Annotated in this window: 15 protein-coding genes; 5 read left to right on the top strand and 10 right to left on the bottom strand. The window is 37.4% G+C overall.

The window, feature by feature from the left end; translation table 11 throughout:
• The first annotated feature begins 18 nt into the window (after positions 1-18).
• On the top strand, positions 19-2,217 hold the full coding sequence (locus BN202_RS07905) for an autotransporter outer membrane beta-barrel domain-containing protein (protein ID WP_019220113.1): 2,199 nt from the start codon (positions 19-21) through the stop codon (positions 2,215-2,217).
• Between the two features lie 132 nt (positions 2,218-2,349).
• Positions 2,350-5,076, top strand: a complete 2,727-nt coding sequence (locus tag BN202_RS07900; protein ID WP_034987883.1) for an autotransporter outer membrane beta-barrel domain-containing protein — start codon at positions 2,350-2,352, stop codon at positions 5,074-5,076.
• A 369-nt stretch (positions 5,077-5,445) separates the two neighbouring features.
• Here BN202_RS07900 and BN202_RS07895 read toward each other — a convergent pair whose 3' ends face one another.
• The 7 genes from BN202_RS07895 to parA all read right to left on the bottom strand — a co-directional run bounded on the left by BN202_RS07895 (position 5,446) and on the right by parA (position 11,066).
• Complete coding sequence (locus tag BN202_RS07895; RefSeq protein WP_019220110.1) at positions 5,446-5,853, bottom strand: hypothetical protein; 408 nt, start codon at positions 5,851-5,853, stop codon at positions 5,446-5,448.
• A 2,054-nt stretch (positions 5,854-7,907) separates the two neighbouring features.
• Positions 7,908-8,114 (bottom strand): EexN family lipoprotein, encoded by a 207-nt coding sequence (locus tag BN202_RS07880; protein ID WP_019220105.1) that lies wholly within the window; start codon positions 8,112-8,114, stop codon positions 7,908-7,910.
• A gap of 244 nt (positions 8,115-8,358) precedes the next feature.
• Positions 8,359-8,565: an EexN family lipoprotein gene (locus BN202_RS07875; protein WP_019220104.1), complete on the bottom strand. Its 207-nt coding sequence runs from the start codon at positions 8,563-8,565 to the stop codon at positions 8,359-8,361.
• A gap of 180 nt (positions 8,566-8,745) precedes the next feature.
• Positions 8,746-9,036, bottom strand: a complete 291-nt coding sequence (locus BN202_RS07870) for an EexN family lipoprotein (protein WP_019220103.1) — start codon at positions 9,034-9,036, stop codon at positions 8,746-8,748.
• A 150-nt stretch (positions 9,037-9,186) separates the two neighbouring features.
• Positions 9,187-9,330 carry a hypothetical protein gene (locus BN202_RS09790; RefSeq protein ID WP_156792122.1) on the bottom strand — a complete coding sequence of 48 codons (144 nt, stop codon included), beginning with the start codon at positions 9,328-9,330 and terminating at the stop codon, positions 9,187-9,189.
• Positions 9,331-10,209: 879 nt separating this feature from the next.
• Positions 10,210-10,440: a hypothetical protein gene (locus BN202_RS07865; RefSeq protein ID WP_019220101.1), complete on the bottom strand. Its 231-nt coding sequence runs from the start codon at positions 10,438-10,440 to the stop codon at positions 10,210-10,212.
• On the bottom strand, positions 10,440-11,066 hold the full coding sequence (gene parA / locus BN202_RS07860; RefSeq protein WP_019220100.1) for a ParA family partition ATPase: 627 nt from the start codon (positions 11,064-11,066) through the stop codon (positions 10,440-10,442). Before parA ends, BN202_RS07865 begins: the two co-directional genes overlap by 1 nt.
• Before the next feature lie 390 nt (positions 11,067-11,456).
• Here parA and BN202_RS07850 point away from each other — a divergent pair, with 390 nt between their 5' ends.
• Positions 11,457-11,786, top strand: coding sequence for a protein tyrosine phosphatase family protein (locus BN202_RS07850; protein WP_019220098.1), 330 nt, complete (start codon positions 11,457-11,459; stop codon positions 11,784-11,786).
• Between the two features lie 641 nt (positions 11,787-12,427).
• Here BN202_RS07850 and BN202_RS07840 read toward each other — a convergent pair.
• Positions 12,428-13,429, bottom strand: a complete 1,002-nt coding sequence (locus BN202_RS07840) for a bifunctional riboflavin kinase/FAD synthetase (protein WP_019220095.1) — start codon at positions 13,427-13,429, stop codon at positions 12,428-12,430.
• A complete protein-coding gene (locus BN202_RS07835) occupies positions 13,429-14,274 on the bottom strand; it encodes a TIGR01459 family HAD-type hydrolase (RefSeq protein ID WP_019220094.1) in 846 nt (281 codons plus the stop codon). Before BN202_RS07835 ends, BN202_RS07840 begins: the two co-directional genes overlap by 1 nt.
• A gap of 933 nt (positions 14,275-15,207) precedes the next feature.
• On the opposite strand from BN202_RS07835, the gene BN202_RS07830 reads away from it, so the two are divergent.
• On the top strand, positions 15,208-15,597 hold the full coding sequence (locus BN202_RS07830) for a hypothetical protein (RefSeq protein ID WP_034987876.1): 390 nt from the start codon (positions 15,208-15,210) through the stop codon (positions 15,595-15,597).
• 104 nt (positions 15,598-15,701) lie between these two features.
• Here BN202_RS07830 and BN202_RS07825 read toward each other — a convergent pair whose 3' ends face one another.
• On the bottom strand, positions 15,702-16,430 hold the full coding sequence (locus BN202_RS07825; RefSeq protein ID WP_019220092.1) for a nuclease: 729 nt from the start codon (positions 16,428-16,430) through the stop codon (positions 15,702-15,704).
• Positions 16,431-16,575: 145 nt separating this feature from the next.
• Between BN202_RS07825 and BN202_RS07820 the strand changes: the two genes are divergently transcribed.
• Positions 16,576-16,854 (top strand): TrbC/VirB2 family protein (locus tag BN202_RS07820; protein WP_019220091.1); only part of this gene is annotated, 279 nt, incomplete at its 3' end.

Below are 16,854 nucleotides of genomic sequence, written 5' to 3'. Positions count from 1 at the left end.
TATCTCAGGAGCATTTCTATGCATAAAAAACGTTTATTATTATGTACAACCACTTGTGCTTTATTTTTTTCTTATTTTAACACAACTTATACAAGCAGCGCTTTTGGCTTAACCCCACAAACACGCCATGCACTTGACGGTCTTCATCATCATTCTCAAAAGGACTTTATTAATACCCCAACTGTGGAAACAAACAACCATAAAACGATGAGCTCCTTTGGTATAGTTGGAAAGAATCCATATTTCAATCAGGCCATTCAAGATGATTTAGAGCGTGAAAGAGATAGAATTAATAGTATTTTCTATAGTGCTGGTCGGAGTGGATCTGATTCAAATCAAAGTGAATTGATGGATCAACTAGGCCATATGTATGCAAATGCCTTAGCTAATCAATACAATCGTGATGTTTTAATGAACATCCACACAGCAACAATGGAAGACCTTGAAATACTAAAAATGATAGCTTCTAGTGGCATGGTGGGAGAAGATTCGTATTTTTCTCAAGAACTTAGAGAAGGTTTAAATCGTGTGCAAACAGATATCATCGGAAAATCTTCCTCAGAAAATGACCACTATAGTTCTGATGCGTTGCAAAAAGCACAGAGTAGCGTATATGCCCGTGCCATGGCTGATCAATACGATAAAGATGTGCAGAATATGCTACCAGCCAACGCTTACCTCAATCAATTACAACAGAATCGTTTGAGAAATACAGAAAACTTATTAAAAAACTACGAGAAAGCCCTTTCCGATGCAGCACAAGCAGCAGTAATACTGGAAGCTGATAACCAAGAGCGTGTTAATACTGAACGTAAACAATGGGGAAAGCAAGACAATCGTAATCGGCATGAACTGCAAAATAAAGCAGATATGCTACATAAAGCAGCAAGTGTGGATAACGCCTTACAAGGACAAAATAAGGAACTTTCTGATACCATACGCACAGCAGTAAGAAACCCTAGAAACACGGATACAACAAAAAACGCAAAAGATAAAAATAATGTACCCGCAACAACAAATCGTGAAGTTCCTCTGCAGCCTAAAGGCGACAAAGATTTGCAAGCGAATATAAATCCCAAAACGAATACCTCTTCACCATCCTTAAAAACAACTCTTAAATCACCACCAAATGATATGACTTTGCCGGCAAAGGTTGATGCTTCCAACCAAACAGCAACCAAAACTGAGAATGGAGTAGAGCTTGCAAATGATAAAGAAACCACAGCTTTATCTCATACCTTGACCAGTTCTGAAGCAAAAATTAAAGCTCTTACAGCGCAAATAGCAAGCTACGCGGTAATGCCTCATGCCCTATTGGCTACTGGAATTGCGGATGTAAACAATCAAAATATCTTGTTAGACAAGATGCGAATAACACTGTTTGAAGCAAATGATAATAAAGAGAAAGGGTTTTTCTTTTCTACTTATGGGGAGAAAATGACCTTGTTTTCTCACCCTCCTTCACCACAAAAGAGTGCTGATGCAGATATTCGCTACGCTGCATTGCAAGCAGGTCTTAGCTTAATCACTTTGGAAAATCAAAATACCAGCACAAATTTTGGTCTTTTAGGAACATATGGAAAGTTAGCTTTTACTCCAAAAAACACACAAACCTCTCAAAAAAACATGCTAGATAAATGGTCCCTCACCGCATATGGCAATATTCAGCATGACAGTGGTATCTATGCAAGTGCATTTCTTTCTTATGGAATTTTCAAAGCAGATATCACCAGCGCTCTGAGCAAAAATACCGAAAAAGTAAGTAACACAAAAACATTAGGGGTATCAGCCACCATTGGTCAGAAATTGCCAACCATGGTTAAGGGAATAATACTCGAACCCCAAGCAGAACTTTCTTATCAGCGTCTCATGCTTGGCATTCTTTCAGATGCAAAAAGCTTTAAAATCTACATTGAAAAACCTTATCAATGGTTGCTGCGTATTGGCGGACGTTTGACGCAAAATACAGGCGATGCTGTTTCCTTCTATGGCAAATTGAATGCGATAAACACTTTCGGTAAAAATATGACCTTACAGATTGGTAAAAAAAGCTTTCAATTTTCCCCCCTAGAAACTTGCCTTGAAGGTGGTTTAGGTGTCAACGCAAATTTATCGCCAAATATTGTACTTCATGGAGATGTCAGCTATCAACATAAACTCAAAAAAGTTGGTATATCTGGAATATACGTTTCTGCTGGAATGCGTTATCGCTTTTAAAAATACTTTTTTTCATATCTTGAAATGTAAAGACTCTCCCATATGTTTTGTTTTGTATTTTACAAAAAAACATATGGGATAAAATTTCCATTTTTTCGGAGAAAGGGGGAGAAAATATTTAGGAATATTTATATGAAAAAAAGCTTTTTACTATGCACAGTTTCTGGAGTTCTGTTTTGCACTTCTTCTAGTTTTTCCTATGCACACAGTGAAATATTCACTCCACACACAACTAGAGATTTTCCATCTTCACAACCTACCTCAGAGCATTCAAAAGCTAAGCGTGAGCAGAGTGTATCTATAACCCCTCGGCTTCCAAGAGATACAACTGCTAAATCTAGAAGACGTCCAACCCCCTCATTCCCTTCTAGCCCTCCCTCCACAGAAGAGATGCTGTCTATTTCTTCTGTATCCACACAGCCTGTATTAAAAGAATCAAGATCAGAGTTACCAGCAACTCCTACAAGACTGGTAACAGGAATCCCACCAGCAGCTGCACAACCTAATGCGCTACGCCCCGTAGCAGAAATGCAGCCAGTCCCTATAAAATTAGAACCTAAACAGCCAATCCCTGTTCAACTTGAAAAACCAGAACAAGATGAGAATATAAAATCTGGAATCGAAGTAGAAGATGGAAAAACTGTAACTTTGCAGAATGTTAAGATTCAAGACAAGGGAAGTGCTGTACACGCACATGGAAAAAATTCACTTATCAAAATAGAAGAAGGAACAGTTGCTGCAGGTTTTGTTGCACTCAGTGCATCAAATGAGGGCGCAATTGATGCCACAGCGGTTACTGTAACAGCAGAAACAGCTGGTTTGGTAAACATCAATGGTAAAATCAGCCTTAAAGATTCAACCATAAATGTCACAGGTGCTTATGAAGAGATTGGAATTATTTTCCGGAATGATCCATATCATCCACCTGAAAGCCCCCATGCACGCAGTGCTGAAAAAAAAGCAGATGTCATGCAAGAACAAGGTCGTACCAATACAGTGGTGTTGGAAAACACCAAGCTTTTTGTTGAAAATGGCGTGGGCATTGGTATTTATGGATTAGACAAAGATGCTGAAGTTAATCTCAAAGATTCAGAAATCCGTGCCGATGTTTTATTAAAAAATACAAAAAGACAGCAAACTCATGCACAAAATTTTACATTAGCAGCCAATAATTCTTATTTAGAAGGTCGCGTAAGAACATTAGGAGAGAACAAAACCACCTTTGATCTTACAAACGGTGCAAAATGGCTTTTAAAAGCAAATAAAAATGCCGCAAATAATGATAAAGATTCATCTGACTATACGCAATTTTCTGTCGATGAGAAGTCATACTCCAACCTTTCTAAACTCGCTCTTACAGACAGTGTTGTTGTGTTTGACGAACCAAAAGCAGGACAATACCAAACTTTATTGATAGGACCAAACCCACAGCAAGGGGATAAGGAACCAAATATGGCAGCTGTGTATAGTGCAAAAGGTACTGCGGCAGTTCATTTGAACTCTCGCTGGAGCAGTCATTCTCCAGTGAAAGAGCAAGAAACCGACCGCCTTGTCATTCATGGCGATGTCTCTGGTACTACCACAGTTCACATCAATCTTCTAGAAAAGGATAAAAAGCTAACCGATAGCGGTTCTGTTTGGGGAGAACAGATGGCTTTACTTCCTTCAGAGACCCATGGAATTTCAGTCATTCAAGTTTCTGGAAAAGCGAATGAAAATTCTTTCCTGTTAGCAGGAAATTATATGACGATGAATGGTTTGCCTTATAAATATGTACTTACCGCTTATGCACCAGGCACATCTCATGAAAACCAAAATCTCTTTGGTAAAAACAATCGTGATTTCTGGGATTTCCGCTTGCAAAATGCCTATCTTAATAAAGACAAGAAGATCAGGGCGCTTGTTCCTCAAGTAGCAAATTATTTGGTAACACCTGGTGCTTTATTTTCTGCTGGATTTACTGATGTAAACAACCAAAATATATTGTTAGACAATATCTATACAACAATATTTGATGCAGACAACAATAAGAAAAGCCCTTTCTTTTTGTCCTCCTATGGTGAAAAAGTTACCTTATCTTCCAATCGTGATCCGCTACATTATGGCTACGGCGCTGATGTGAATTATGGTGCACTACAACTAGGTGTCGTATTGGCAGCATTAGAAGAAAAAGATATCAATACATATTTTGGTCTTTTAGGAAGCTATGGAAAACTTTCCTTTACGCCAAAAGATATGCAAGATTCTGAAAAAACAACTCTTGATAAATGGTCCATCACCAGTTACAGCGGCATCCAGCATAGCAATGGTATGTACTTAAATACGCTTCTTTCCTACGGAGCCTTAAAAGGAAATATCACCACGTCTCTTGTTGGGAATGTCGCAAAATTGGATGATAGCAAAACGCTTAATATATCTGCAACCATTGGCCAAAAATTAGCAACAGGCATGGAAAGACTTATATTTGAGCCACAAGCGCAGTTTATTTATCAAAAACTCACATTTGATATAATTTCAGACGCCAACAATTTTGAAGTTGATATGGGCAATCCGCATCAATGGTTGGTACGCATTGGCGGGCGTTTAACACAGACTCTGAACACAATGGAAGAAGGCAGTGCTTTTGCTTTCTATGGTAAATTGAATGTTATCAGAGCCTTTGCTGATGGTAAAACCATAAAGATTGCCGACACTTTTCATCTTGATCCTACCGGTTCCTCCATTGAAGGTGGCATTGGTGTTAATGCCTTCCTCTCTGGGAATATTGCTCTTCATGGTGATATTAGCTATCGGCAAAAATTGCAAAAAGCCGGTGTATCTGGAACCAATGTTTCTGGTGGAATACGTTATCATTTCTAAAACAAAATCAGTATTAATTTTAAGAAAAGGCAGTATGAATACTGCCTTTTTTGATTCTTAATTTCACAAAAAATCTTATAAGAAAATGCTAAAACACCATTCACTCAACAGAAAGGACTCTTGCCAACCACCCAAAAGTTCTCTTAGCAACTATCAAAGGAATGACATGCCATCACTCTCTCAACGTCATTCTCTCTCATGAAGAAGCATACAAGTTTAGAGACAGCTTTCTGTAGGCATCTTTTCTTATAGGCATCAAATTTATCTAACTACTCTCCCCCCAAAATGAAAAGATGCATAGGCGCTAAACCAATCCAGCCTCTCTCATTCTCTCGCTGAAAATTCCTTTATGAAGGAAACTTGGGTGTCTCACCGATCATCTACTTCTTTCTTCCTAGCCGCAACTTGCAGCACTTGTGAAAGGTCATTAATAGCCCCCAAATGCGTTTGAAGCAATTCACTATTACGATGTAATTTTTCCTGTAAATCGGCTAGCAAACTTTCAACCTCATTTTCAATATCTTCATTCATGTAGCGTTTCACATCACTCATAGACTTATTAAGGTCCCGTAATCCACGTATTTTACATAAATTGATTTCTTCATAATCTGGAACACCACTGCTTTCTAGCATATTGCTTTCATAATCAACAGCTTGTGCCAATGCTTTAACAGCAGCAACAAATTTTGTCATAGCCCAATCCCGATCAATAAGATTATTATCAAGGACTTTTGCTTTTGCTGCAAAACTATCATCACCATATTGCATGACAGACATTTTATTTCCCCTCCATTTTGCTCAATCTTGCTCTCAAATAGCAAATAAGAAAGATTAAACAGCTTTCTCTTTAAATTGCTGATGCACTCAAATTGAATTCACCCACTCACTTGCACACATTGTGCATAGATCCGCATAAGCCCATTGTGCGAATATTGCTTCAATCCCAACATGATAACCTCAAAAAGCGTCATAGCTTTTTGATTTTCAACACACGATTCTTAACGCATTAGATGGACTATCTTCTTTGCTCACCCTGCGCCGTTGTCATGATAATAATCACCAAAAGGCTGTAAATCATCACATCACTCCGCAGTGGATATCAGAAAGCTCCAAATTTATTCTGTCACAAATTCCTTTTGTGCAAATCTCTTTTGCCTCTATTATCTACTGATCTTAGACAAAAATAATAATGTGTTAACACGTACATATGCCGATAAAAATCCGTAGCATATAACAGCTTAAACGGATCAAAAATTTCAGCAAGTTAAAGATTTCAGCACTTTACCCTCCATAGCCTTTGCCTTTTTATGCACCCGATGCTGCATGCGTTTTAGCACACGAACACACCCACCTTGCACACATCCAGAAAGATTGACTTTCCTGCTTTTTTTGCACAACAGGACTTTGCATAAAACCAAAAAAGAGCAATCTTTCAAATAGATAAGCCACACAGCACCCTTAAAAAAGACATTTTAAATAGCCAAACAGTTATAAATCTGCCTTTTTTAATGATCATTAGCTTTTCTTTGCAGTGACAGACTATATAGGATTTTTCCCTCTCTTTCAAGAGTTTCTGAAAACATACAATCTTATTAAGCATTCAAGATCTTTAAATGTTTCATTTTGAGGTTTACGCCATTTCTTTACAACATCATCTTCTCCATATCATTGCATCAAATAATACCGATCTTTGCTATAAGTGCTGCTTTATTTACATTGAACCTCCAGAGGTAAAAAACATCAAAACAGGAAGCTCCTAAACAATAAAGCTTCAACTTTTTCACGACACACATGTATTAAAGCACTATTCTTATAAGAAAAAAATTAAGCTTACCGCATATATTATTTAGCATATATTACAAATTGTCACATACTGTTATGAACAAGGCTGCTCCACAAAGAACAATAAGAGGTTCTTATAGCTGATATGATAAAAACTGCTATACTTTATTCAACCCTGATTTTTACCATCAAGGCTCTTGTTGCGTTAGCTCTCGTAATAGAAACACAAGAAGCATACTCTCTCAAGCTTTTGTATAATCTGAATAAATAAGCGCTGCGAATTTTCGTAATATCAAATAGGAATTTTAAGACAACCAAATCCCTCACACATCAATTTCAGTTGCTGCCTTTAACACTTCTCGTGTTAATCTCTGCTTTTTTATCTGCATTTTTAACAACCAGAGACCATATTTATGCTTCCCCAATTTCCTTTGAAAAGGATCTCCTCCACACCCTAAAGGACAAAGGCTCTTATCCTTCTCAGCAATCTGGAACAAAATTGCTTTTGCTAAAAAACTTTCACTTACCAACCAAACATATTCTATCTATAAGCAAACATATGCTATTTTTCCACACGCACCAGAAAAACCCTCTCATTCTATTCAACTTTACGCTTTTGTTCTTGATGAAAAGCAAAAGCAAATTGAAATCCAAGAAAGAGAACATGTCTTTTACTCTATGTGAATAGATCCTATCACCATACTAAAAAACACCTTTTACAACATCCATGGACATTTTTTTCATTTCCTCCTTTATTAGAGAGCAGAAAACAACAAATCCTAACCCCATTGGCGATAAGGTATATAAAAAGAGTGCAACTTGTACTGAGATTTTAGATGCAAATCTGTATTCTTTTATATAACTGCTAAAGATTTTGTATCCAGAAAAAAACCTCCCCACAGAAGGGAGGTTTTTCATTTATTTAAAGTATTTCTCTATTAACTTGCAGCAAACAATAAGAGACTTATTTTTTAGGAGCTCACTGCTATCCTGCCATTTTTCAGATTCAGGAGATTCCAAGTACAATTTTTCAACCTTACGGTAAAAATTTACATACCAAATTCATTACTTGCTTTTAAAACATTTTTACAATTCTCAGAAGCCTGGAAAGACGGACCTGCAGCCTCACATTTCTTATACCATTCATCGAGTAGCTTTCCATCTTTCTTAAAATCTTCCACGCTATAGGTTTTTTCGCAACCAGCAACAACAAATCCAGTGCAAAGCAGCAGAGCCGCGATGATGACTTTATTCATGATTTAATTCCCCTTCTTTCAGATTTAAAAAGTTTGAGACACAATTGAGCGTCCCATTAAAATTGCATCCTCGTTCATTATGCATTTTCAAAAATCTTAAAATTCACCTCCGCACGCGATTTTTCGCAATCTGTGATGATAAATCGCGTACAAAGAAAAATACTGCTATCAATATTTTTGATGATTTAACTATTACCCTATCTCTAGGTTTTTTCTCATCATTATATATTAAGCTTGAACGAGACTAACCACCTTTACGAATTTCACGCTCAGCTTGTTCTGCGTTTTTACAATTTTGTGAATCGAATTTGCCTGAGGCAAAACATTTCCTTTTCCATTGCTCGATTAGTTTTTGATCTTTCTTAAATTCTTCCACGCTATAGGTTTTTTCGCAACCAGTAACAGCAAGTCCAGTACAAAACAGCAGAGCCGCGATGATGACTTTATTCATGATTTAATTCCCCTTCTTTCAGATTTAAAAAGTTTGAGACACAATTGAGCGTCCCATTAAAATTGCATCCTCGTTCATTGTGCATTTTCAAAAATCTGCAACACCCTCCTTTATTTTTAATTTTTTACAATCCTCAAACGAATGCAAAGAAAGCATGCCCCTATCGATATTGTTTATAATTTACTTGTTATCTTGTTGTTTTTCAGTTTCATTATTCTTTTTGGAATTTTCACGAAGTTCCTTTGCAAGATTTTTATAATGTTCTTGAAAAAGCTCCATACTGGCTTGCGCAACATTCTGACAATTTTTTTCTGTCATGAGAGCAGAGAGTCCCATTTTTTCGCATTTCTTCCCCCATTCCTCCATCAACTTCTTATCTTTCTTAAAATCCGCCACACTGTAGTTTTTTTCGCAACCAACAGCAACAAACCCAGTGCAAAGCAGCAGTGCTGTGATAATGACCTTGTTCATATTTTATCCTTCTTTTGTTTTACACTTTAGTTGCTATGGAGTTGTTTCCCCTCATCTTTGTATTGCACTTACAATATGTCTCTTTGAGAAATACTCACAACGGCAGCACAAACATATTGAATTATAAAAGCCGGCTTGCATTGGTAAGACTTACATTTTTAACATCACCGGCACAGCGACCCATTGTGGTTGAAATCCCCAAACCTCAGCAGCAGGTGTAGTATTTTTGTCTTGTTCAAAAAGCTTATTGCTTCTTTTTTCAAAAACCGCTTGGTCACGAGAATAAAACACCACAAATACCCCATAAAACACTTGTAATGCCTGTCATCATTGCCTTTTGCCTGCAAACAAAAACAACTTTACACATCTCAGTAAAACAAAGAAACCATCGTTCTATCCCCTCAAGAAACCATTAAAGTTCATTAAAAAATATGAGCCCATAAAACAGCATAAATGCAAGAAAAAAGCTCAAGGAAAGAACAAGCGATCTCTTTTGTATGCTTTAAGGGGAGGTAAATTTCACCAAACGATAATATCAGTGAACAAACAACTTATTTTCAGCCCCCTCCGCACTTTAATAAAGTTTAACAATAACCTATAGCTAAAGAAATAATTGACACTATTAACTTTTTTATCATAAAGGAAACAAGTAATAACTTCACACTGAGAAACGTTATTAACACAATTCTATCAGGAAAACCTATGCGTTTCTTCAACGACTCTAGTGCAAGCAATCTTATTGATGATCATGTCCATAGATGCGGAATGGAGAAACATCATATATTTCATTGTATGTGAATATTGTAAAATACAGCAACTTTCCTTATACAAGAGCATGAAGAGGGTATTGCCTAACAAAAACACTTCTTTTTTATCACTATAGAGTGCTTTAGCGCAAAATAATCTCCTATGAAAAACAAACGATATCACTTTTAGAGAAAGAGACATCATCTATAAAAAGTGTGCACTCTCATTCACACCATCTCATATTTTAACGATAAGATGGTTTATATTCGGATTTATTCACATAAAGCCTCTTTAAAAGAACGCAAAGCAACAGAAACACCGGCTCGTATACAATTACAATACATCGCTCCTCAATATGTATTGATAATATCTACTTGTCAGGAAAAAGCATTCAAATCAATGAAAGCATATTATCGCGTATTCTTTTTATACTTTTCCATATTTCTTTGAAAGCAATTCGCGCACCTCATCTGCTATTTTTGTTCCGCGGCTTGCACAACTCACCTTAATCAAGCGATGCAAACTTTCCGGCACATCAATGGTAAGGCGCTTCATACCGCCATCTATACTGCCTTTATTGTTTTCCACCCAAGCATCAGCTGTTAAAGGAATTGATTTATTGATTGGCTTTGTGCCAATCTTAATTTTTTTACTCATCATGCTAACTCCTTGATTTCTGCTGCAACAGCTTCAATTTCTGCTGCCGCTGGTCCATGCTTATCAACTTCATAGACGGCTTTCCCTTGTGCCACAGCTTCCGCAAAAATCACGCGCTGGGCAATACTCGCAGAAAGGACATGCACAGGATAGACTCCAAGAGCTTCCTTCACATCACGCCCTATCGCTGTATTGACGATTTTACGATTAATAACAAAAGCAGATTTGAGATTTTCTTTATAAACCCGTGCTTCGTCAATAAGCTTTACAATACCATCAGCCGCCCAAATATCGTACGGACTAGGCTGCACAGGAATGAGCACAAAATCCGAAGCCATAAGAGCACTACGGGCAAGATCAGTCACCCGTGGGGGACCATCAATAATGATATGATCGTAATCATGACAAATCTGTGTAATTTCTTTATGAACCGTTGCACGCGGCAAACCAAGCACTGGAAACAAGGGGGCCTCTTCACGCGCAGCAGCCCAATCCAATGCACTCCCCTGCGGATCAGCATCAATAAGCAATACGCGTGCTCCAGAATGCGCAAAACTAGCAGCAAGATTCACACTCAAAGTGGTTTTCCCAACTCCTCCTTTTTGATTCAAGATTCCAATAATCATGCATGACGCCTTTCCGCTTTATCGTTTTTACGATTATACAGAAAACAACAAATGAAGCAAGCATCTCACACGTGCAAAAACAACCATCCCGCTTATTTCATCACAAAGAAAAAACAAAAATTTTCCTTTGATATAATTTGATATAAAAGGGATAAAACAAAAATATTATCTCTATTGAAGGGCGAGTGTTACATGAGAAAAAACGAGAGCCAATTCAATATAAATCAAACCACTAATGGAGATACAGCAAATAAAATTATTTTAAAACCAAGTCTCTTTTTCTCGACAAAAGGGAGTTTTTTTAAGATACAAGCAAACGCTCACCCTTCAGCATATTTTTTGAGTATAGCAGAAAACACCATGAAGATAGCGCTATAGGAGAGAAACAAAATGCACTTACAACAAATTGATCCCGATATTTTTATCAGCGGTCAAATCAACATCGAAAATATTAAAATATTAGCACAAGCAGGCTTTAAAACGATTATCTGTAACCGTCCCAACCAAGAAGAGCCTCAACAACCTGATTTTTTCACCATTAAAGCAACAGCAGATAAATATGGCATAACAGCCCATTATATTCCTATTGTACCACCTGCCATAAAACCATCAGATATCAAAGCCATGAAAACCATTTTACAAACAGCTTCCAAACCTCTACTCGCCTATTGTCATCACGGAACACGCTCAAAATATCTTTATCATCTATCCTGCCTTTAAACTTGCCTTAATGGGGATTATGCCCCTCATGCAAAACAAAATGCCATCCCATACTCCCCAGCCCCTCTCACGGGGCGCACCCATAAAAAGCATAACGCAAAAGGCCCACACCATCACGATAAAAGCATTATGCACCAGCGCCTTTACGCCCATGAAGATACAAACCGACACCTCTACACGCTTTGCCAACGCAAAATATTGTAAAAAACATGATACCTGAGAGCATTCATAACAGGAATTTTTATTCTTTTCTAAACAGTTTATTCCCCATAGACTCAATCTTGCTTGTAATGAGCAAGGAAAAGATGTTGATTGTTTTACCACAAACAATTTTAAAACAGCATTTTTCTCCTATTGCGATAACAGGATAAGCTCTTTACACTTTTATTGCTTAGCGCATCTTTTATCATGAATCTTAACGGATCAGAAAGAAACAAGCGGTAAAGTTTTGCAGAAGAGTCATGAATTTCATAAAATTATGAAAAAGATAAAGACAATGCATAAATCAGATCTGCATATATTGGATGCCGCCTCTCAGCAACGCAAAAAGCATATACTTCATGATGTTTTAGAGTATATCTTCGTGATCATAATCAGTTTAAGTGCTATTTTTGCTGCTCTTATCTCTTTTTCAGATCAACTTAAGACATATTTTTAAAAGTAAGCAGCTCATCCAACTGTGATAAGGGTTGTACTTTTGCTAAAATTGCCTTTGCTTCCTTTTCATCACGTTGCATTTGTGCAATCAAAGGCTCTAGCCCATCGAATTTTTCTTGCCCGCGTAAAAACTGAAAAAAAGAAACGCTGCAACTTTCCCCATAAAGATCATCGTTAAAATCAAACAAATAAGTTTCAAGCAGCGGAGCACCATCTTTGACAACCGTTGGGCGACAACCAAAACTTGCCACCCCATCGTGCAAAACACCGTTAGCACGACGCAATCGTACAGCATAAACCCCATACGCCAAACTGGCTTGGAAAGGGAGCCTTTGGTTAGCAGTTGGAAATCCCAAAAGGCGGCCGAGTTGCTCACCTTGAATAACATCTGAGCACACGCGGTAACGCGTACCTAACAAATGGGCTGCCTTTTCCACTTGCCCTTGAGAGAGAAGTTTACGAATAGAACTCGAAGAAACAATCAATTGCTGTGAATTTTGTGTGGTGGATAAGCAAGGCATTTGCACAACCTCAAATCCATATTCTTTTCCCCTTTGGCAAAGCAGCTGTGAATTGCCACTTTTTTTATGACCAAATTGAAAATTTTCACCTATTACCACCACACAAACATCAAAAGCTTCCTTTAAAATGGCATGAATAAATTGATCCGCGGAAAGAGCGGCAAATTGTGCATCGAAGGGCTGTTCAATCACTCCATGAAAGCCAAGGATTTTAAAAAATTCAGCCTTTTCAGTCGCCTCTGTCAAGCGATCAACAGGATCTGAGGGGTTAAAAAAACTTCTTGGATGGGGTTCAAAGGTTAAAACAACAGCAGGTTTATTTTTTATGCATGCCAAATCAAGTGCTTTTTGTAGCACCAGCTGATGTCCACAATGGACACCATCAAAATTTCCAAGGGCCAACACTGCTCCCCGCCAAGCCATAGGAAGCTTATCAATCCCCTGAAGACGCAAGAAACCAGACATTACTGCAGTGCCCACATGATTGCTTGTGGCCTATAACCATGACGGTCAAGAAAAGAATGCAAAGCTTGCTTATCCAGCACACCATTTTGCATATAATCATGACGGTGAATACCACCCATAATATACAGTACATCAAGACCAAAATGGACAGCACCTTTAACATCGGTCAAAAGACCATCGCCAATAGCTAAAACCTGATTTTTTTCCACTCTTTCACGAATTTTTTTTAAGTGTTCAAAGGCACATTCATAAATAGGTGCGTATGGTTTTCCGGCAATACGCACCTCGCCTCCTAATTGTTGGTAAAGGCGTGCCAAAGCACCAGCACACCAAAATTCCTGATTTCCATAATGGACAATCACATCGGGATTGGCACAAATAAAAGGCAAATTGCGCGCACGCATACGCAAAAACATCTCCTCATAGGCAGCGGGTTCTTCATCAAGCTCTTCAAGAAAGCCACTACAAACCACAACAGATGCGTCTCGTTCTTCCACCAATTCACAATCCACCCCTTCAAACAACATCAAATCACGTTGTTGACCAATAAAAAAAACTTTACGCGGGGCAGCACGAATAAGATCACGCGTGACATCTCCTGAAGTAACAATGGCATCATAATAATCACTATGCACATTCATGTTTTGTAACTGAACAATGACATTTTCCCGTGGCCTAGGTGAATTGGTTAAGAAAATGACACTTTTACCCATTTTTCGAATTTTGTACAACACTTCCAATGCGGGTTCAAATGCATGCACACCATTATGCACAACACCCCACACATCGCAAAAAACAGCATCGTAGCGCGCTATAACAGTCTCAATATGAGTCAATTCATTCATCTTGCACCTATTTATGTTCTTGCCATTTATCAAACTGTCTTTTGCTTTAAAACTTCTTATCGAAAGAACATTCTTCTAGCATCTGCTTTCTCAACACTGTCTTTATCTCTTCGCATAAAGCGAAGCAAAGCCTATAGGAGGCGAGGTGTAAAATCCTAAAACACCTCATACCAAAAATGAGAAATTCTACACTACGCCTTCTCCTTATAAAAACTTCCATTCTCAAAATGACTGTCTACAGTTTTTGCTCCAAAACACTCAAGTTTTTATTTTAACAATCAACGAATAAATAATTGTATAAAAAACTGCTCATAAAGAAAAAGTTTCACTTTTCTAAAACGCATTGACTTGAGTAGAAACAGCAATGTGCCTATAACTTATATAATATTGTTTATAAAAGATAATAAATTTTTAGTAAAAAATACCGTATATTTTCTAAAAATATTTAAGATTTATTGTTAAAATAACTTAATTATGATAATATCATAAAATCTTTTCAAGAAGATATTATAAATATTGTTCACAAAATTTCTATTTATACTAAAAAATACTGCAAAGAATTTTTTGTTAAATTGCGATTTATTTTTTCTACAATAAAAGAGCAAGCGTATTCTAAGTTCCCTTCCCTCTTCTCCACTTAAGCTCTCTCAAAGAGGCAAAATCAGCATATTATGTTTTTTACACAGCAGATTATAAATTTTATCACCCACTGATAAGACAAAAAACACTTAATTAAGTCTCAATCATCGACTTTTATGGTAACCAGCAGCCATCTCTTCCAATGCACTCTATAATCTCCTCTTACACCATCCAGTTTTGGCTTTTACGCCCATAAATTAAAGTAACGGTTGCATATTTTATTTCTACCACGTAATGAAAAATGCAATGAAAGCTAGCTGTGCCTATTGAATGGAGAAATTGAGAGGGGGCGTAATGGAAGATTTGATCACGCGTCAAGAAATTGAAGAAGAAGTAGAAGAAATAAGCTCAGAACCAGAGCGAGAGATTTTACAGCGTATATACAGGAAAAGACACAAAGTACTGATCTACTCTATTTTCCTTTTTCTCTATACTATTCGTAGATGGGTTAAACGCATACTAGAAATCATAGCAAGAATAAGCTTTGTTCTGCTCATTGCAAATACTCTCGCATACTGGTTACTATCATATGAAGCTGAAGCAGTGCAATTTAGAGCGGCTTTCATAATCACAACAATTATGTTGATGATCCTCATTTGTAGTGCTGTAGCTCTCAGTTGGTTTTACAAAGTACTTTTACGGCGCCTCGCACCACCAGATATTCGTCTGATGTTCTTTGATTAAATTTACGCAACACACTCTCAACAGCACTCACACACAGCACGGTTAACGGAAAACGACTTAACCGTGCTGCTGTCTCTCTTACTTCTCAGTTTATTTAAAAATCTTTAAGGATCGATAGGATTATAGCTGCCATGGTCTCTTCTCCACTCTTCTGGCTGGTCAAATTTGCTAGACCACAATCCCACTTGTGCTTTTTGCGCAGCAGATTGTAAGTGCTTATAATCCGCTGGTGAGGGAAAATACTGCTGATCTTTTGTCAGCACCATCATACCTTCTGCAAGCCCCAAGCGCGCCAGATCAACTCCGTCAACAAAACACTGTGCATAATGAACCTGTTGAAGAACACGTGTTTGCCGACAAGTAACATTTTTATCGATTGTTTTTGCCACAAGCCACGCAGTGACAAAAGCCCCACAGGGCCACTTAATACCATGGCGTGAGGCAAATTGCCGCATTTCACAGGTTTCAACACCATATAATCGAATATTGCGCACAATTCTTTTTCTCCATCCCTCATCCATAGGCGTGATCATTTTAAAAGTAACACCGCTTGTCACCTCTATAGCACCAGAATAAACGGGGACATTTTCTTCATAAAATTCTGTTGATAACGATTCTAAAGGGGAAGACACATCTTGTTTTTGCACATGATCATTCACTTTTAAATCTGGTTTTTGAAACTGTTTTTCCACTGTTTTCTGTATCTTTTGTACAACAGGGCTTTGCATAACATCTTCAGAATTTTGATTGAAATAAAAAACAGCTGCAAGAATAATATAAATAAAAATCAGATATTTAAACGCTGATCGAAAAGGTTTTTTAAAAAATCTCATTTTGTATATTATAAAGAATTTTGTTTATTTTACTATAAAAAATGAAATACTATAAATGAAACAGTAGCATTTTTATTTATTTACGTTATAGATTACAGTAAATTAATATTAAGCATTTTTTATTTTAACACGCGGGGAAATTTCTATGCCTAAAATAAGTAATCATTTTACAAAGAGTCGTGCTTTATCAAAATTAGCCTTTTCCAACACCCAAAAGAAATGGTTAACGACACTCCTTATGTTATTCATTGCCTTTATAGCACTAAGCGAGCCAGCATTTGCAGAAGGCTTTGGGAAAATCGATGAGGCTCTTCAAAAAATCGTCAAAGCCTTAACAGGAACTATTGCAAAATCGATAGCCACCATTGCGGTTGCTGGTGTTGGGCTTGCGTGGATTGCTGGTTATGTTGAAATGCGCAAAGCA

The organism is Bartonella florencae (assembly GCF_000312525.1).
Lineage (GTDB): Bacteria > Pseudomonadota > Alphaproteobacteria > Rhizobiales > Rhizobiaceae > Bartonella > Bartonella florencae.
This window is presented reverse-complemented; position numbering and strand designations above follow the sequence as displayed.

Bases quoted from the DNA above. Each gene is read 5' to 3' on its own strand.
- BN202_RS07905 (WP_019220113.1), top strand. From the start codon at position 19: ATGCATAAAAAACGTTTATTATTATGTACAACCACTTGTGCTTTATTT.
- BN202_RS07900 (WP_034987883.1), top strand. From the start codon at position 2,350: ATGAAAAAAAGCTTTTTACTATGCACAGTTTCTGGAGTTCTGTTTTGC.
- BN202_RS07895 (WP_019220110.1), bottom strand. From the start codon at position 5,853: ATGTCTGTCATGCAATATGGTGATGATAGTTTTGCAGCAAAAGCAAAA.
- BN202_RS07880 (WP_019220105.1), bottom strand. From the start codon at position 8,114: ATGAATAAAGTCATCATCGCGGCTCTGCTGCTTTGCACTGGATTTGTT.
- BN202_RS07875 (WP_019220104.1), bottom strand. From the start codon at position 8,565: ATGAATAAAGTCATCATCGCGGCTCTGCTGTTTTGTACTGGACTTGCT.
- BN202_RS07870 (WP_019220103.1), bottom strand. From the start codon at position 9,036: ATGAACAAGGTCATTATCACAGCACTGCTGCTTTGCACTGGGTTTGTT.
- BN202_RS07865 (WP_019220101.1), bottom strand. From the start codon at position 10,440: ATGAGTAAAAAAATTAAGATTGGCACAAAGCCAATCAATAAATCAATT.
- parA (WP_019220100.1), bottom strand. From the start codon at position 11,066: ATGATTATTGGAATCTTGAATCAAAAAGGAGGAGTTGGGAAAACCACT.
- BN202_RS07850 (WP_019220098.1), top strand. From the start codon at position 11,457: ATGCACTTACAACAAATTGATCCCGATATTTTTATCAGCGGTCAAATC.
- BN202_RS07840 (WP_019220095.1), bottom strand. From the start codon at position 13,429: ATGTCTGGTTTCTTGCGTCTTCAGGGGATTGATAAGCTTCCTATGGCT.
- BN202_RS07835 (WP_019220094.1), bottom strand. From the start codon at position 14,274: ATGAATGAATTGACTCATATTGAGACTGTTATAGCGCGCTACGATGCT.
- BN202_RS07830 (WP_034987876.1), top strand. From the start codon at position 15,208: ATGGAAGATTTGATCACGCGTCAAGAAATTGAAGAAGAAGTAGAAGAA.
- BN202_RS07825 (WP_019220092.1), bottom strand. From the start codon at position 16,430: ATGAGATTTTTTAAAAAACCTTTTCGATCAGCGTTTAAATATCTGATT.